The following is a 16,805-nucleotide window of genomic DNA, read 5'->3' as shown; positions in this document are numbered from 1 at the left end:
CTCGGGTGGAAGAAGTGCTCCTGAGGCGCGGGCGGCTATGGCGCTCCTGGCGTGCTCACCGGCCTACCACTTGCACTGTGATCCGGCGCTCACGGGCGTCGTCGAGTTCGATCAGGAAGATGCGCTGCCACAGGCCGAGCGCCAGGCGGCCGCCGACCAGTGGGACGCTCTCGCTGGAGGCGAGGAGCAGGTGCTGGCAGTGGGAGTGCCCGTTGCGGGGCTCGTCCGGGCCGACCCCGGTGCGGCGCGCCAGATCGTCGTGCTCGTAGGGTCCAGCGCACGGCGCGAGCCGCTCCAGCATCTCCTGGAAGTCGGTCAGCAGCAGGGACTCATGCTCATTGATCCGGATGGCCGCGGTCGTGTGGCTGGAGAAGATGTGGACGATGCCGTCCTGAATGCCGGAGCGGCGGGCCACGCCGGCCACTGCCTCGGTGATGTCGATGAACTCCCGCGCCCCCGTCGTCCGGAAGATCAGGTCCTCGGTGGCGACGCCGAGCCCGGCAGGGCTCTCGGGCACCAGGCGCGGCGTGCCGCGCAGCTCCTCGAGGGTCGATGCGCCGATGCAGAACATCGTGATGCGCAGGGTTTCGATCAACTCCGTCGCGAGGTCGTGGACCGCTTCCGGTCCCTGGTCGGCCGCGCGGAGGAACGGACCGGCCATGCCGACCAGATCGGCCCCCAGTGCGACGGCCTTGGCGGCGTCCATGCCGTCGCGGATGCCGCCGCTGGCGAAGATCAGCCGGTCGGGCGCGACGCGACGCGCGCCGCGCAGCGCCTCGGCCGTGGGGATCCCCCACCCGGCGAACGCGGCTGCCACCCGGCGGCGGACCTCCCCTTCCATCCGGTGCCGCTCGACCTCGCTCCAGGAGGTGCCGCCGGCCCCGGCCACGTCCACCGCAGCGACGCCGGCCTCGAAGAGGCGGACGACCGTGTCGGGCGGGATACCCCATCCGACCTCCTTGACGATGACCGGCACCTCGAGGACGGCGCAGAGGGCGGCGATCCGGTCGAGCAGGCCCGCGAAGCGGGTGTCGCCTCCGGGTTGCAGTGCCTCCTGCAGCGCGTTCAGGTGCAGCACCAGGGCGTCGGCTTCGAGTTGCTCGACGAGCCAGCGGCACTGGTCCGGTCCGACCCCGAGGTTCAACTGCACGGCGCCGAGGTTGGCCAGCAGGAGCACGTCCGGCGCCTCGGGCCGCACCCGGAAGGTGGGCAGTACCTCCGGGTGCTCCAGCAGCACCCGGCCGGATCCCAGGCCGACGGCCAGCCCGATCTCCTGGGCGGCGCCCGCCAGCGTGAGGTTGATGCGTTCAGCCTCGGGCACGCCCCCGGTCATGCATGAGATCAGGAGCGGCGCGGCGAGCCGGCGGCCAAAGAGGGTGGTTCCGGTGTCGACCTGGTCCAGATCGATCTCGGGGAGGGCTGCGGGGACGAAGCGGTAGCGCTCGAACCCGGTGGTGACGCCCTTCGCGGAAACATCCTCGTCGAGATTGATGCGAAGATGCTCGGCCTTGCGTTTGGGCGTCGCAGTGGGCTCGGCCCGGGACGACTGCACTCGAGCCACGGAACCTTCCCTCTCTGTGTGCCGGGATTCGGCGCCGCGGCCGTCCGCCGGCTGGGATGTATGCTCGACCTCAGGAGCGCGAGCCCCGGCTCATCTCTCGCAACGTCCTTGCCCCGGCAATAATGTGGGGCACGGTCGCGCTTAGCGGTACTCTAGCACAGACCGTCTTCTTGCTCGATGGGTCACCTTCCTTGGTGCTACGTGCCCGTTGCCGCTGCTCCCGTGTGTTTGGACACGCTTGCTGCACCGGAAGGATGGCCCCGGAGCCGGGGATCGGGCGGGGCGGGCGTCATAGCTGGTGCGGGGCGCGTACAATCAGCGGCGAAAGTGCGTGCGCCGTGGTGCAGGACGGGATGGAAGCATGGCTGTCGAACAGCGCGCCAAGCGCGAGCGGCTGGAGCAGATTCGCGCCGAGATCGCGGCGCAGGAGGCTGAGGCGGCCGAGAAGCAGCATGCCCGCGGCAAGTTGACGGCCCGCGAGCGCATCGACCTGCTGCTCGATCCCGGCTCGTTCGTCGAGCTGGACGCAATGGTGCGACACCGCTCGCATTACTTCGGCATGGACAAGCGGCGCCCCTACGGTGACGGCGTGGTCACCGGCTACGGCACGGTCGATGGCCGCACCGTGGCGGTCTTTTCGCAGGACTTCACCATCTTCGGCGGCAGCCTGGGCGAAGCCTTCGCCGAGAAGATGGTCAAGATCATGGACCTGGCGCTGAAGATCGGCTGCCCGATCATCGGCATCAACGACTCGGCGGGTGCCCGCATCCAGGAGGGGGTCGAGGGGCTGGCCGGCTACGGCGAGGTTTTCTATCGGAACGTGCAGGCCTCCGGCGTGGTGCCGCAGCTCTCGCTGATCGCCGGGCCGTGCGCGGGCGGCGCGGTCTACTCCCCGGCCATGACCGACTTCATCTTCATGGTCAAGGGCACCAGCCAGATGTTCATCACCGGGCCAGACGTGATCAAGACCGTCACCGGCGAGGAGGTCACCCACGAAGAGCTGGGCGGGGCGATGACGCACACCTCCGTCAGCGGGGTGGCGCACTTCGCCGCCGAGGATGAGGAGGATCTCTTCGTCCAGGTGCGGCATCTGCTGTCGTACCTGCCGTCGAACAACCTGGAGCATCCTCCGTACGAACCGCCGATGGACGACCCCGAGCGGCAGGATCCGGAGCTGGACGACGTGGTGCCGGAGGTCTCGAGCAAGGCCTACGACATGCATGACGTCATCAGCCGGATCGTCGACGATGGGGAGTTCCTCGAGGTTCAGCCGAACTGGGCGCGCAACATCATCATCGGGTTCGCGCGTCTCGACGGGCATGTGGTCGGCATCGTGGCGAACCAGCCCAAGGTGCTGGCCGGGACGCTCGACATCGACGCCTCGGCCAAAGCGGCGCGCTTCGTCCGCTTCTGCGATGCCTTCAACATCCCGCTGATCACCTTCGTCGATGTCCCCGGGTTCCTGCCCGGCACCAACCAGGAGTACGGCGGGATCATCCGGCACGGCTCGAAGCTGCTCTATGCGTACTGCGAGGCGACCGTGCCGAAGCTCACAGTCATCACGCGCAAGGCGTACGGCGGGGCCTACGTCGTGATGTGCTCCAAGGCGCTGCGGTCCGACTTCAACGTCGCCTGGCCCACGGCCGAGGTTGCGGTGATGGGGCCGGAGGCGGCTGTCAACCTGGTGCAGCGACGGGAGATCGCGGCTGCGCCCGACCCGGAGGCGCGCCGGAAGGAGCTGGTGGCCGAGTACGAGCGGGAGTTTGCCAACCCCTTCCAGGTCGCCTCGCGCGGCTACGTGGACGACGTCATTGCGCCGAGCCAGACGCGGCCCTGGCTGATCCGGGCGCTGCGCGCGGCGCGGACGAAGCGGGTGAGCGTGCCGGCCCGCAAGCATGGGAACATCCCGCTATGATCGAGGAGACGCGGTCGCTAGGGCGGGTGGAAGTCCGGCCGCAGCCGTCGCCGGAGGAGCTGGCGGCCATCGGCGCCGTGCTGCGAGCGCGCAAGGCGCGGCAAGACGAGGCGGGGCCGGCGCCGATGCCTGCCTGGGTGGAGGCGGGGCGGCGTGAGGCGATGCGCGCACGGGAGGTCGGCCCGACGCCGGGCGGCTGGGCGCGGGCGGCGCGGCTGGGCACTGTGCGGTAGCGCGGCGCGTGCGGAGGACGCGGAGCAGAGGAGAGCAAAGGGAGGCAGCACTTGGACGGGCGGGTGCCGGCGTTTCGGAAGGTCCTGGTGGCCAACCGTGGCGAGATCGCGCTGCGGGTGATGCGCGCGTGCCGCGAGCTGGGCATCGCGAGCGTCGCGGTCTACGGCGACGACGAGCGGGACGCCCCGCACGTGCGCTACGCCGACGAGGCCTACCGTATCCCCTCCACGCAGCCGCTGCCCTACCTCGACATCGCCGCCCTGCTCGAAGTCGCGCGCGCCGCCGGAGCCGAGGCGGTCCATCCCGGCTACGGCTTCCTGGCCGAAAACGCCGACTTTGCTCGCGCGTGCGCCGAGGCCGGTATCGTCTTCATCGGCCCGCCGCCGGAGGCGATCGCGGCCATGGGGGACAAGGTGGCCGCGCGCCGGGTGGCACAGGATGCCGGGGTGCCGGTGGTGCCCGGCAGCGACGGGCCGGTCGATGCCGACGGTGCGGCCGCCTTCGGCGCGGCGCACGGCTATCCGATCGCCATCAAGGCGGCGGCCGGGGGTGGTGGGCGCGGGTTCCGCGTCGTGTGGGATGCGGGAGAGGTGGCTGAGGCACACCGCGCGGCGTCCGGCGAGGCTGAGCGCTACTTCGGCGACCCGACGGTCTACGTCGAGCGCTACCTGGACCACCCGCGGCACGTCGAGGTTCAGGTCTTCGCCGACGCCCACGGCAACGTCGTCGCGCTCGGCGAGCGTGACTGCTCGATCCAGCGGCGCCATCAGAAGCTGATCGAAGAGAGCCCGTCCCCCGCCATCGACGCGGCAACCCGCAGGCGGATGGGGGAGACGGCCGTGGCGCTGGCCCGCGCGGTGGGCTACCGCGGCGCGGGGACGGTCGAGTTCCTGTACCAGGATGGCGAGTTCTTCTTCATTGAGATGAACACCCGCATTCAGGTCGAGCACCCGGTGACGGAGCTGGTGACCGGGATCGACCTGGTCAAGGAGCAGATCCGGGTAGCGGCCGGCTGCCCGCTCTCCTTCGACTCCAACGTCCCGCTCCTCGGGCACGCGATCGAGGTGCGCATCAATGCCGAGGACCCGGCCCGTGGCTTCACCCCGACCCCCGGGCAGATCACGACCTATCGCGCTCCGGCCGGCTTCGGCGTGCGGGTCGACAGCGCCGCCGAGCCCGGTTTCACCATCCTTCCGCAGTACGACTCACTGATCGCCAAGCTCATCGTCTGGGGTCGTGACCGGGACGAGGCGCTGACGCGACTGGGCCGGGCGCTCGACGAGTTCGCCGTCGAGGGCGTGGCCACGACGATCCCGTTCCACCGGGCGGTGCTGGCCGTGCCGTCCTTCCGCGAGGGTACGTTCGACACGCGGTTCCTGGAGCGCCACCCGGAGGTGCTGGAGGGTCTGGCGGCCGCGGCCGGTACTGCTGCATCGAACCCGGCGCCGGCGGATCCGCCCGCGGAGCCGGAGGTCTACGTGGTCGAAGTGGCGGGGAAGCGCTTCGACGTCCGGCTCTTCCCGGCCGGCGATGCGCGCCCGGCGCGGCGCTCCCGTCCGCGCGTGAGTTCGTCGCGGTCCGGCTCGACTGCCCCGGCCGGGCGCGAAGATCTGACCAGCCCGATCCAGGGGACCGTCCTCTCGGTCGCCGTGGCGGAGGGCGACCGTGTGCGGCAGGGGGATCTCGTCTGCGTCATCGAGGCGATGAAGATGGAGAATGAGATCACCGCGCCGCACGACGGTGTGGTGCGTGCGGTCGACGTGGCGCCCGGGCAGACGGTGCAGATCGGGGCGCGGCTGGCCCGGATCGAGGCGGACGGCGCATCGTGACCGCCGACCGAGCGGAACTCCTCTCCCCGGTGCCGTACAGCAAGCCGCTGGAAGAGCGCTGCTGCCCAAATTTGGAGAAGTTCGTCCAGGCGGCGCGCTAGGTGCTCGCTGCCTGACCTCCCAGCCGTGCGGGGCGGCTGCAGCGGAGCCGAGGGAACGGCGAGTTCGTTGCGAAGCGAGCGGGAGGGATGGCCTTCCGCTTGCGGTTGTCAGGGACATCCTGTCCCAACGGACATTGATCCAGCGATCCCGCCCAGTTATCCTCAAGGTGAGACACGCTGTGCTGGCCGCCCAGCGCCACGGTGATCGGAGGAGGTGGGGCGAGATGTACCAGCTAGCGCGGGTGGGATGTCTCGCGTTCGGAGCCTTCATCCTCTTTGTGATACTGATTAGCCTCATCGTGCCGTTGCTCGCGCTGCTGGCGCTGGCGGGCGTGGTCTACCTCTTCGTGCTGCTGTGGCGGTCGTCACTCTCGCTGCGGACGAAGCGCGCCATCACCGGCATGATTGTCTACCCGGCCGGGCTCTACTTCCTCTGGCGCTACACCCGCCACGACCAGAACGTGAAGCTCGGTGCGCTGGCCGTGACCGTGGGGGCGACGGCCCTCCTGAGCGCGGCCCCGGCTGCCCTGTTCGGGCTGGTGCCGCTCATGGGCGCCGGGTTCCTGTTCCTCTTCCTGACGGGGTCGGAGGCCACCACGCCGCTACCCGCCCCGGCGATGCCTGTCGCGGAGGTCCCGGCGGGGCGCACGGGGAAGGTCGAGGTCCCGCGGCCCGACCGGCGTCGCTTGCTGGAGATCGAGTCGGCGAACACCGCCACGGAGCGGCGCGTCCTGCAGGTGCGGGAGTTCAGCCGTCTGGCTTCGGCCGCGCTGGCAGCGCTCCCCGACGACCCGAAGAGCTGGCCCTCGAAGGGGGAGCTGGCGAGCCTGCGTGAGCAGGCCCGGGTGCTGCGCAGCAGCGTTGCCGACCCGATCGGCCGGGCGCTGCCCGACCCGAGCCCGAGCGAACCGGTGCCGGACGAGTTGCTGACGCGGGCCATCGACGCGCTCGCGAGCTACACGGCGCTGCTGGCGACGATGCCGGCCTCGGGGACGACCGACCTGGAGCGGCTGCGGGTGTTGGCCCGCGAGCGCGCCCGCCTGGCTGCGATCCACGACGAAATCGCCGACGCCCTCGGCGATCGCCTTCCCAAGGTGTGAGTCACCGACCAAACCCGGCAGGGGCACCACGCATGGTGCCCCGTTTTCGTTATGCCGCCTGACTCCGTGGGTTTGGCCCTCACCCCCAACCCCCTCTCCCAACGTTGGGAGAGGGGGCGCCTTGAGGGGGCTGGGCGACGACGCCTGCGCCCCTGAGTCGTGCCCGGCACCAGGCCGCTGGGGGTCAGGCTCGGGAGGTCAGGGTGGGGGTGCCGAGCGCGGACCAGGCGGCCATGCTGGTGATGAACAGGCCGCATATCACGTGGTTCACCACCAGGGTCAGGTTGTCCGCGTCGCCCCAGATCCACGGCGATGCGATCAGGTAGAGCCCGATCAGCGCGTTCACCCAGCTCAGCCAGCCCTCGTCCGCTGCGCCGGTGACGCGCAGCCCGGCGATGAACGCTGCCACCCAGGCCACGGCGATCGCGTTCCAGGCCGAGTCGCGCAGATGGTTGTAGTCCAGGACGAACGGCGAGAGCATGAGCCAGATCGCGACGAGGACGATGATCAGGGTCGAGATGCGCAGGCGTTCGGTCAGGTCGAATTCGCGCGATTCCTGGTGCATCCGTGTACGTCCTTTCTAGGTGCGACACGTGGTGTTCGATTCGTTGCCGATGCATCACATCCAGTGCCACGAGCTCGCTCACGTGGGGTCGATCCGGGGCGCGTGAACGGACAATCTGTACGAACAAATGGATCTAGTTGTCATAAAGAGCATTGCGGAGTGGGTGGCGGCCAGTATAATGTGGATAAGGGTGGGGAGAAGTGGGGATAAGTGGGGTCCGATGTGGATAACATGCCGGCGAGTGGGGTTCGCACCCCCTCGGGAAGGTGCAGCCGCCGGTCGGACCTCGGGGTGATCGGGGGCCGCGGAGCAGGCCAGCGCACCGCGGCGGCTAGAGGTGGGGACGCGTGTTCCTCGGGCGCTACAGCCACAATCTGGATGCCAAAGGACGGCTGGCGATCCCGGCGCGCTTCCGCGAGGCGCTCGGTTCCGACGTCGTGATCACGCGCGGTATCGATCGCTGCCTCTCCCTCTACCCGATGGCCGCCTGGCAGCCGCTGGCGGAGAAGGTGTCCGCCCTCCCCATCAGCGACCCGGACGCTCGTACCTTCCGGCGCATGGTGTTCGCTGAGGCCGCCACCGCCGAGTTCGATCGCCAGGGCCGCATCCTCATTCCCCCTGACCTGCGACGCTATGCCGGTCTGGACCGCGAGGCGATCGTGGTCGGCATGCACACCTACATCGAGATTTGGAGCCCGGAGCAGTGGGAGGCTCAGGCCGAGATGATGGACAGCGAGGGCTCCAGCATCGCGCAGCGGCTGGCCTCGCTGATCTAACTAGACCGGAGTTCCACCAGCCATGTCCACCGACGCCCTTCCGGGTAACACGCCGTTTGACGCGTCCCGGCCGTCCGGCCATCAGCCGGTCATGTTGGCCGAGTCGCTCAACCTCCTCCAGGTTCGACCCGGCGGGCGGTACATCGACGCCACCTTCGGCGGCGGTGGGCACACCCGAGCCATCCTGGAGGCCAGTTCGCCCGATGGCCGCGTGCTGGCGCTGGATGCCGACCCGGCGGCTGTGGCCCGAGCCGAGGCGCTCGCGGAGGAGGTCGGCCCACGCCTGACCGTGCGCCACGGCAACTTTGCCCAGATTGCGCGCCTGGCGCGCGCGGCCGGCTTCGACGCGGTCGACGGCGTCCTGATGGACCTCGGCTTTTCCTCGTTCCAGATCGATGAGCCGTCGCGCGGGTTCTCCTTCCAGCGGCCCGGCCCGCTCGATATGCGGTTCGATCCGACGACGGGATCCAGCGCGCGGGAGATCGTCAACACCTGGGACGAGGCGGACCTCTCGCGGATCATCTTCGAGTATGGCGAGGAGCCGAAGGCACGCCGGATCGCCCGCGCCATCGTCGCGGCCCGGCGCGAGCGGCCGATCGAAACGACCGACCACCTGGCGGCGATCGTGGAACAGGCCGTCGGGGGGCGGCGCGGGCGCGCGATCCATCCCGCCACACGGACCTTCCAGGCACTGCGCATCGCGGTCAACCGTGAACTTGAGGTGCTGGAGCAGGGGCTTGCCGGCGCCCTTGATGTGCTCGCCCCTGGCGGGCGGCTGGTGGTGATCGCGTTCCACTCTCTGGAGGATCGGATCGTGAAGCAATACTTCCGCACCGAGGCGCGAGACTGCATCTGCCCGCCCGAGACGCCCGTATGTGTCTGCGGACATCGCGCGCGGCTGCGGGTTGTCACGCCCAAGCCGCTGCGCCCGACGGAGGCCGAGCAGGCGCTGAACCCGCGCAGCCGGAGCGCCCGGTTGCGCGCAGCGGAGCGGCTGCCATGAGTACGGTCACGCGGGTTGGACGAGCGCAAACTGCGCGGCGCGAGCGGCGACGCTACGTCTCGCTCAACGGCGCGGCGCTGGTGATCGTGGCCGGGGTGGCGGTGTCCGTCATCGGCATCCTGTACCTGATCCAGACCAGCCACGTCGCCAGCCTCGGCTATGAACTCAGCCGCATCGAGCGTGAGCGGAACGAGTTGGCGATGGAGAACGCGCGGCTCAGCTACCTCGTGGCCGAGGAGGAGTCGCTGGAGAAGGTCGAGCGCGTCGCGACAGAGGAGTTGGGGATGCGACCACTGACGCGCTACCGCTTCCTGGAGGTGCAGGCGCCGCTGGAGGAGGAGCTTCCGCCACCCCCGACGCCGGCTCCTTACTCTGAATCGCTCTGGGAGCGGGTGTGGCGTGGTCTGACCGGGGTCGGTCGCGCACAGGCACCGGCGGCCGGACCGCCCGCGCTGCCGGGCCTCGGGGGAGGCGAGTGATGCGCCGTCCCTATGCCATCCCCCGCCGCCGGATCAACGTGCTGTTCGCCGCGTTCCTGATCTTCTCGCTGGCGATCAGCTACCGCGTCGTGTCGTTCCAGGTGGTGCGCAGCCACGAGCTGGCCGCCGAGGCGCACGCCATCCGCTACCGGGAGGAGGACGTCCCGGCCCAGCGGGGCGATATCCGCGACGCGCGCGGCCGCCCGCTGGCGACCAACATGCCGGTCGACCGGGTGGTGGCCATCGTGGACAAGATCGAGGATCCACGCCTGACGGCGGAGCTGTTGGCGCCGCTGATCGGTCGCAGCGTCGACTACATCTACGAGCGGCTGACTGACCCCAATCTGGAGTGGGTCTGGCTCCAGCGTCAGCTCAGCCCGGAGGTGTCGGCTAAGATCCGGGAGTTGAAGCTGCCCGGGATCGTGCTCGATCCCGAGCCGCGGCGGGTCTACCCGATGGGTGATTTCGCCTCGCACGTGCTAGGCTTCGTCAACTACGATTACGTCGGCTCCTACGGTGTCGAGGGGGCGTACAACGACATCGTCGGGGGCGAGCCGGGGAAGCTCATCGGGGAGCGGGATGCCGCGGGGAACGTGATCGCATTGAGTCGCAGCACACTGGACCCGCCGATCGACGGCGCGAATCTGACCCTGACGATCGACAGCGCGGTCCAGCGCGTGGCTGAGCAGGCGCTTGACGAGGCCATCGCCCAGCAGCGGGCCTCGGGCGGCACGGTCATCGTCCAGAATCCCAAGACGGGCGAGATCCTGGCCATGGCCAGCCGGCCGTCGTTCGACCCCAACCAGTTCGAGCAGGTAACCGACCCGGCCCTCTTCAACAACCCGGCCATCAGCTCGACCTACGAACCGGGTTCCACTCTCAAGGTGCTGGTGATGGCGCTCGGGCTGGAAACCGGCGTGGTCTCGCCGACGACCACCTGGGAGGGTGCACAGTCCCGGGTTATCCCGGGGGGCGCCCGGATCACCAACGCGCTGGAGCAGGATTTCGGCCCCGAGACGATGACCGAGGTGCTGCAGCACTCCAGCAACCTCGGCATCATGTGGGTGGCGGACCTGGTGAACCAGGACCGCTTCTACCGGGGGCTGGTGTCGTTCGGCATCGGGGAGCAGACCGGCGTCGACCTGGCCGCTGAGTCGGACGGGCTGCTGCCGCTGCCGGGCGGTCCGAACTGGACGCCTGCCAGCTTCTACACGCACTCGTTCGGCCAGGGGCTGGCGGTGACGCCGCTGCAGTTGGTCAACGCCATCTCGGCTCTGGCCAACGGTGGCAACCTGATGAAGCCGTACGTGGTCAAGGAGATCGAGCGGGCTGACGGCACCGAGGTGAACCAGCCGGAGGTCGTGCGCCGCGTGGTCTCCGAGGAGACATCGCGTCAGATCACCGAGATGCTGACGACGGTGATGGAGACCACCTACGAACGCTTCAAGGTGCCGGGCTACGACATCGCGGCCAAGACCGGCACGGCGCAGATCCCGTCGCCCAACGGCGGCTACGAAGAGGATGCGACGATCGCCTCGATGGTCGGGTACGGGCCCTCGCAGGATCCACAGTTCACCGTTCTGGTCAAGATCGACCGGCCGCAGGAGTCGCCCTGGGGCGAGACTGCCGCCGGTCCGGCCTTCCAGAAGATTTTCCAGGAACTGTTCCTGCTGTACGGCATTCCACCGAGTGACCCGGACGCTGCCAGCGGGTCACCGGTCACGCCCTCGACATCGAGCACGCCCTGATCGGTGCCCTGTGTTGCCCGGAGCGGCCGGGCACACCCGGGCGCGGGCGTCCGTGCCTGGGCGGAGATGGAGAGTGTGAGCATGTTGACGCTGCGCGAGGTGCTGGAAGGGTCCCGCGGGGCACTGCGCGGCGCGGCCGACCTCGGCACGCCGGTGCGGCGGGTCTGGCACGACTCGCGGGAGATCGAGCCGGGCGACCTCTTCGTCGCCGTGGTGGGCGAGCGCCTGGACGGGCACGACTTCCTGGCCGAGGCCTTCGCCCGCGGCGCCGTGGCAGCCCTGGTCGATCGCGCCCACGTGCCGCGCCTCCCAGAGGGGCTCGGTCCATTGATCGTGGTGCCCGACACCGTGGCGGGCTTGCAGGATCTGGCTGCGTTCTGGCGCGACAGCCACGACGTGGCCGTGGTCGGCATCACCGGGAGCATCGGGAAGTCGAGCACCAAGGAAGTCGTCTGGTCGGTTGCCTCCCAACGCTTCCGCGCCATCCGCAGCCAGCGCAGCTTCAACAACGAGATCGGCCTGCCGCTGAGCCTGATGGAGATCGGCAGCGACACTGAGGTGGTAGTGCTCGAGATCGGCGGCGCCTACGCGCCGGGGGAGATCTCGCGGCTGGCCGAGATCGCCCGTCCAACGATCGGCGTCGTCACCAACGTCAGCCATTCCCACCTGGCTCGCATGGGTTCGCTGGAGGCGATCGCGGCCACCAAGGCGGAACTCCCGGCCTCGCTGCCGGAGGATGGGGTGGCCGTCCTGAACGGCGACGACCTGCGGGTGCGCCTCATGGCCGACAAGTGCCGCTGCCGGGTCATCCGCTACGGTCTGGCGCCCGACTGCGAGGTCCGCGCCGAGAACGTCGAGAGCCACGGGTTGGACGGCATCTCGTTCGACCTGCTGGTGGACGGGGGCCGCCACCACGTGCACGTGCCGCTGCTGGGGCAGCACAGTGTCCACACCGTGCTGGCGGGGGTGTCCGTCGGTCTGGCGCTCGGGATGTCCGTCGAGGAGACCCTGCCGGGCCTGCGCGACCCGAGCATCCAACTGCGGCTCCTGGTGGTGCCGGCAATCGGCGGGGCGACGCTCATCGACGACACCTACAACGCCAACCCGACCTCCAGCCTGGCGGCGCTGAACCTGCTGGCCGAGCTGCCGGCTCGGCGACGCATCGCGGCCTTCGGGGACATGCTGGAGCTGGGGAGCTACGAGGAGGAAGGGCATCGGATCGTCGGCAAGCGGGCCGCGGCGGTAGTCGATCGACTCTTCACCATGGGGCCGCGTGCTCGGATCATCGCCGACGAGGCGGTCGCGAGCGGGCTGGCACCTGATGCCGTCGTGGCGGTAGACACCAAGCAGGATCTGATCGACGCGCTGAAGGAGACGATGCGCGAGGGGGACGTCGTGCTGGTGAAGGGGTCGAGGGGGATCCAACTGGAACACGTGGTGGCCGCGCTTCGTGATCGGACACGCTCCGCATGATCCCGACGCTCAACATCGTTGCCGATCTGTTTGAGCTGCTACGGAGCAACAGCCTGCTGCCGCGGGACCCGGACCACAACCTGGCCGTGTCGCTCGGGCTCTCGGCCGTCACCTTCTTGATGACGGTCAGCATGGGGCGACCCTTCATTCAGTTCCTGCGGGCCAAGAAGGTGGGCAAGCAGATCCGGATTGAGGAGCCCGAGGGTCATTTCATCAAGACCGGCACGCCGACCATGGGTGGCTTCATGATCACGATCCCGGTGCTCCTGGCCACGGTCGCGTTCAATCTCGCCGGGCGCCTATCCATGCTACTGCCCGTCGGCGTCCTGATCTGCACGGCCACGCTGGGGGCGATCGACGACCGCATGAGTCTGGTGGGGACCAACCGGGAGGGTCTGGCGGCGCGCTTCAAGATGATCTGGCTGCTGGCCTTCGCGACGGTCTCCGCCCTGATCCTCTATTTCCCGCTCGGCCTGCGCAGCATCTACATCCCGGCGATGGGGAAGTACGAGATCGGGCTGCTCTACATCCCGATCGCCATCCTCGGCATCTCCGGCTTCGCCAACGCGGTGAACCTGACCGACGGGCTGGACTCGCTGGCCGGCGGCACGGCGGCAGTGGCCTTCGTGGCCTACGGCATCATCGCCTACCTCCAGGGTCAGGTGCAGGTGGTGACCTTCTGCTTCATGATGGTCGGCTCGCTGCTGGGCTTCCTCTGGTTCAACGCCCACCCGGCCCAGGTGTTCATGGGCGACACCGGCGCGCTGGCGATCGGCGCGTCGCTGGCAACGGCGGCCTTCATGACCGGGCAGTGGCTCTTGCTGCCGATCGTGGGCATCGTATTTGTGGCCGAGACGCTGTCGGTGATGCTGCAGGTGGCCTACTTCAAGTGGACCGGGGGCAAGCGCATCTTCCGCATGACGCCGATCCACCTGCACTTCGAGTTGCTCGGTTGGTCGGAGACGCAGATCACGATGCGCTTCTGGTTGATCTCGATGATGGCGGGGCTCCTCGGCGTCGCCCTGGCATTGATCTAAGGGGGACGGCGATGGTTCCGGGCTCGGACCGGCAAGACTTGCTATCGCCGGGTGGCCGCTGCCTCTGTCATCCTTAGACTCCGCCGGGCGCGGCAGCACGCCGCGCCCGGATCCGCTCAGGATGACACACGTTGGGACGCTGTGGTGATGACGGATCACGTTGCTCGGACCACGCAGAGGAGAGCGGAGCCGGACCTGCGCGGGGCGCGGGCGCTGGTGATGGGCCTGGGCACGCGCCAGGGGGGCGTCGGCGTGGCCCGCTACCTGGTGGCGCAGGGTGCCGAGGTCACCGTGACCGATCTCCGCACCGAGGCGGACCTCGTCCCGGCGCTGGAGGAGCTGGCCGGGCTGCCTATCCGCTACGTGCTGGGCGAGCACCGCGCCGAGGACTTCGAGCGGGCCGACCTGGTGGTGCGGAATCCCGCCGTGCCGCTCGATTCCCCCTGGCTCCAACGTGCCCGCGCGGCCGGTGCCCGGATCGAGATGGAGATGTCCCTCTTCTTCCGCGCCTGCCCGGCTCCCATCGTCGGGATCACCGGCACGAAGGGGAAGACCACGACCGCCACCCTCTGCGCCGGCATCCTGCGGGTAGCCCGGCCGGACACGGTGCTGGCGGGAAACATGGGCACATCGACCCTCGATGCGCTGCCCGGCATCCGGCCCGACACGCCGGTCGTCATCGAGCTGTCGAGCTGGCAGATCGAGGGGCTCGCCGAGCACGGCCTCAGCCCGCACGTGGCCGTGATCACCAACATCAGTGAGGACCACTTGAACCGCTACCCCTCCATGGCGGCCTACGTTGAGGCAAAGCGGCAGATCGCCCGCTACCAGGGGCCGGACGACTGGCTGGTGCTGAATCGTGACGACCCGCTCGCCTGGGAGAGCCGCAGTGCGGGCGCGGGACGCGTGGTGCCCTTTGGCATGGCCGGGGACGCGCCGGCCGGTGCCTTCCGCGACGGCGACCGGCTCGTCTGGCGTTGGGACGGCAGCGAGGTCGAACTGCTGCGCCGTGATGAGTTCCCCTTGCCGGGGGACCACGCCGTGGCCAATGCCCTGGCGGCCGCGGCGGCGGCCATCCTGGCTGGGGCGGACCCGGCCCAGGTGCGGACCGGGCTGCTCGCTGCGACCCCGGTGCCGCACCGGCAGGAGATCGTGGCCACCATCGACGGGGTCTGCTACGTGAACGACACGGCAGCCACCGCCCCGGCCGCGGCGGTGGCCGCGCTCGACACCTTCCGTGGGCGGCCGCTGGTCCTGATCGCGGGCGGTGCCGCTAAGGGCGCCGACCTCGGCCCGATGGCCCGGCGCGTCGCCGCCGAGGCGAGCGCCGTCGTCCTGCTCGACGGCACGGCCACCCCTGACCTGCACGCGCGGCTGCGCGACGCGGGAGCGGCACGGATCTCCGGGCCGCACCGGTCGATGGAGGACGCCGTGCGGGCCGCGGCCGAACTGGCGACGCCGGGTGGGGTTGTGCTGCTGGCCCCGGGCTGCGCCAGCTTCGGCCTGTTCCGGGATGAGTTTGAGCGCGGGGAGGCCTTCCGGGCGGCGGTGCGCGCCCTGGCCGGGGCCGCCCGGCGGGAAGGAGAGCCATGAGCGCCACGACCGCCAGGACCGCCGGGGAGCGCCTGCGCCGCGTCCGCGACTTCACCGCGGCGCGCTACGCCGTGCACGCGCCCGACTACTGGCTCGTGACCATCCCGCTGACGCTGGTCATGTTCGGGACCGTCATGGTCTTCAGCGCCAGCTTCACCATCGGTCTGAGCCAGGACGGCAACGCCTACTACTACCTGACCCGGCAACTCATCTGGGTCGCGCTCGGCCTGGCGGGGATGGCCGTGACCTATGCCGTCGACTACCACGTCTGGCGGCGCTTCTCGATCCTGGGCATGTTGGTGGTGCTCCTGCTGCTCTCCGTGGTGCTGATGCCGGGTGTGGGCCAGGAGATTTACGGGGCACAGCGCTGGATCTTCATCGGGCCGCTCTCGGTCCAACCGAGCGAGATCGCCAAGCCGGTGCTCATCATCTACCTGGCCGACTGGCTGGCGCAGAAGGGCGCCAAGGTGCGCCTGTTCAGCTACGGGCTGGTGCCCTTCACCGTCTTCCTCGGCCTGCTGATCGGCTTGCTCATGCTCCAGCCCGACCTGGGGACGTCGGCCCTGCTGGCGATCATCGCCGTCGGCATGTTCCTGGTGGCCGGCGCCCGCCTGATCCACCTGAGCCTGCTGACGGGGGTTGGCACGGTCGCCTTCCTGGTGATGGCGCTGGGTTCGTCCTACCGCCGGCAGCGCATCCTGATTTTCCTCAACCCGGACGCTAACCCGGACCTCGCCTGGCAGCTCATCCAGGCGCGGGCTGCGCTCGCCAGCGGCGGCATCTTCGGCCTCGGCCTCGGCGCCAGCCGGCAGAAGTTCGCCTGGCTGCCCTTCGCCCAGACCGATGCCATCTTCGCCGTCATCGGGGAGGAACTGGGCCTGATCGGCTGCAGCGTCGTCCTGTTCCTCTTCCTGGCGTTCGCCTGGCGCGGCTACCGCATCGCCAAGCGCGCCCCCGACACCTTCGGGACGCTGGTCGCGGTGGGTATCACCACCTGGATCATCTTCCAGGCGGCTATCAACATCGGCGGGATCACCACGACGATCCCCTTCACCGGCATCACCCTGCCGTTCCTCAGCTACGGCGGCACCTCCTTGGCCGTGACCCTCACCGCGGTGGGCCTGCTGCTGAACATTTCCCGGCAGACGGTAGACCCCGCGCTCACGGCCGCCAGCACCGAGGCTCACGCTCCACGCACGCGCTCGCTCCGGCGGCGTGCCCCGCGCGACCCGGCTCCGGCCGGGCGGCTCGCGCGCGGCGCCGCGCTGGCTTCCGGCAGCAGCCGTCCGCGAACCAGCACGGTCCGCGGCACGGTCGTACGTGGGCGGGCGCAGTCGGGTACCTTTGGGCGCGGCCGGCGGGCTTCGCGCAACACGCGGCACTGGAGGTGA

Annotated in this window: 14 protein-coding genes; 12 read left to right on the top strand and 2 right to left on the bottom strand. The window is 69.6% G+C overall.

The window, feature by feature from the left end:
• Window positions 1-55 precede the first annotated feature (55 nt).
• Window positions 56-1,561, bottom strand: a complete 1,506-nt coding sequence (fni, locus tag STHE_RS10110; protein WP_012872482.1) for a type 2 isopentenyl-diphosphate Delta-isomerase — start codon at window positions 1,559-1,561, stop codon at window positions 56-58.
• Window positions 1,562-1,922: 361 nt separating this feature from the next.
• Here fni and STHE_RS10105 point away from each other — a divergent pair, with 361 nt between their 5' ends.
• The 4 genes from STHE_RS10105 (at window position 1,923) to STHE_RS10090 (ending at window position 6,740) form a co-directional block, all read left to right on the top strand.
• Window positions 1,923-3,476: an acyl-CoA carboxylase subunit beta gene (locus STHE_RS10105; protein ID WP_012872481.1), complete on the top strand. Its 1,554-nt coding sequence runs from the start codon at window positions 1,923-1,925 to the stop codon at window positions 3,474-3,476.
• Entirely contained in the window at window positions 3,473-3,709 is a 237-nt protein-coding gene (locus tag STHE_RS10100) for an acyl-CoA carboxylase epsilon subunit (protein WP_012872480.1), read from the top strand. The genes STHE_RS10105 and STHE_RS10100 overlap by 4 nt, the downstream gene beginning before the upstream one ends.
• Window positions 3,710-3,760: 51 nt before the next feature.
• Entirely contained in the window at window positions 3,761-5,539 is a 1,779-nt protein-coding gene (locus STHE_RS10095) for an acetyl/propionyl/methylcrotonyl-CoA carboxylase subunit alpha (RefSeq protein WP_012872479.1), read from the top strand.
• Window positions 5,540-5,864: 325 nt separating this feature from the next.
• On the top strand, window positions 5,865-6,740 hold the full coding sequence (locus STHE_RS10090; RefSeq protein WP_012872477.1) for a hypothetical protein: 876 nt from the start codon (window positions 5,865-5,867) through the stop codon (window positions 6,738-6,740).
• A 184-nt stretch (window positions 6,741-6,924) separates the two neighbouring features.
• On the opposite strand, the gene STHE_RS10085 is transcribed toward STHE_RS10090, so the two are convergent.
• Window positions 6,925-7,305 carry an SPW repeat protein gene (locus STHE_RS10085; protein WP_012872476.1) on the bottom strand — a complete coding sequence of 127 codons (381 nt, stop codon included), beginning with the start codon at window positions 7,303-7,305 and terminating at the stop codon, window positions 6,925-6,927.
• 347 nt (window positions 7,306-7,652) lie between these two features.
• On the opposite strand from STHE_RS10085, the gene mraZ reads away from it, so the two are divergent.
• The 8 genes from mraZ to ftsW all read left to right on the top strand — a co-directional run bounded on the left by mraZ (window position 7,653) and on the right by ftsW (window position 16,805).
• Window positions 7,653-8,081, top strand: a complete 429-nt coding sequence (mraZ, locus tag STHE_RS10080; RefSeq protein ID WP_012872475.1) for a division/cell wall cluster transcriptional repressor MraZ — start codon at window positions 7,653-7,655, stop codon at window positions 8,079-8,081.
• Window positions 8,082-8,103: 22 nt separating this feature from the next.
• Entirely contained in the window at window positions 8,104-9,084 is a 981-nt protein-coding gene (rsmH, locus tag STHE_RS10075; protein ID WP_012872474.1) for a 16S rRNA (cytosine(1402)-N(4))-methyltransferase RsmH, read from the top strand.
• On the top strand, window positions 9,081-9,563 hold the full coding sequence (locus tag STHE_RS10070) for an FtsB/FtsL family cell division protein (RefSeq protein ID WP_012872473.1): 483 nt from the start codon (window positions 9,081-9,083) through the stop codon (window positions 9,561-9,563). The genes rsmH and STHE_RS10070 overlap by 4 nt, the downstream gene beginning before the upstream one ends.
• Window positions 9,563-11,311 (top strand): peptidoglycan D,D-transpeptidase FtsI family protein, encoded by a 1,749-nt coding sequence (locus STHE_RS10065; protein ID WP_012872472.1) that lies wholly within the window; start codon window positions 9,563-9,565, stop codon window positions 11,309-11,311. Before STHE_RS10070 ends, STHE_RS10065 begins: the two co-directional genes overlap by 1 nt.
• Window positions 11,312-11,392: 81 nt before the next feature.
• Entirely contained in the window at window positions 11,393-12,784 is a 1,392-nt protein-coding gene (locus STHE_RS10060) for a UDP-N-acetylmuramoyl-tripeptide--D-alanyl-D-alanine ligase (RefSeq protein ID WP_012872471.1), read from the top strand.
• On the top strand, window positions 12,781-13,821 hold the full coding sequence (mraY, locus tag STHE_RS10055; protein WP_012872470.1) for a phospho-N-acetylmuramoyl-pentapeptide-transferase: 1,041 nt from the start codon (window positions 12,781-12,783) through the stop codon (window positions 13,819-13,821). Before STHE_RS10060 ends, mraY begins: the two co-directional genes overlap by 4 nt.
• A 147-nt stretch (window positions 13,822-13,968) precedes the next feature.
• Entirely contained in the window at window positions 13,969-15,414 is a 1,446-nt protein-coding gene (gene murD, locus STHE_RS10050; RefSeq protein WP_012872469.1) for a UDP-N-acetylmuramoyl-L-alanine--D-glutamate ligase, read from the top strand.
• Complete coding sequence (gene ftsW / locus STHE_RS10045) at window positions 15,411-16,805, top strand: putative lipid II flippase FtsW (protein WP_012872468.1); 1,395 nt, start codon at window positions 15,411-15,413, stop codon at window positions 16,803-16,805. The genes murD and ftsW overlap by 4 nt, the downstream gene beginning before the upstream one ends.

It is taken from the genome of Sphaerobacter thermophilus DSM 20745 (assembly GCF_000024985.1).
In the GTDB taxonomy this organism is placed as follows: domain Bacteria; phylum Chloroflexota; class Chloroflexia; order Thermomicrobiales; family Thermomicrobiaceae; genus Sphaerobacter; species Sphaerobacter thermophilus.
Note: the sequence above shows the minus strand (reverse complement) of the source record. Positions and strands in the feature narration are given on the sequence as shown.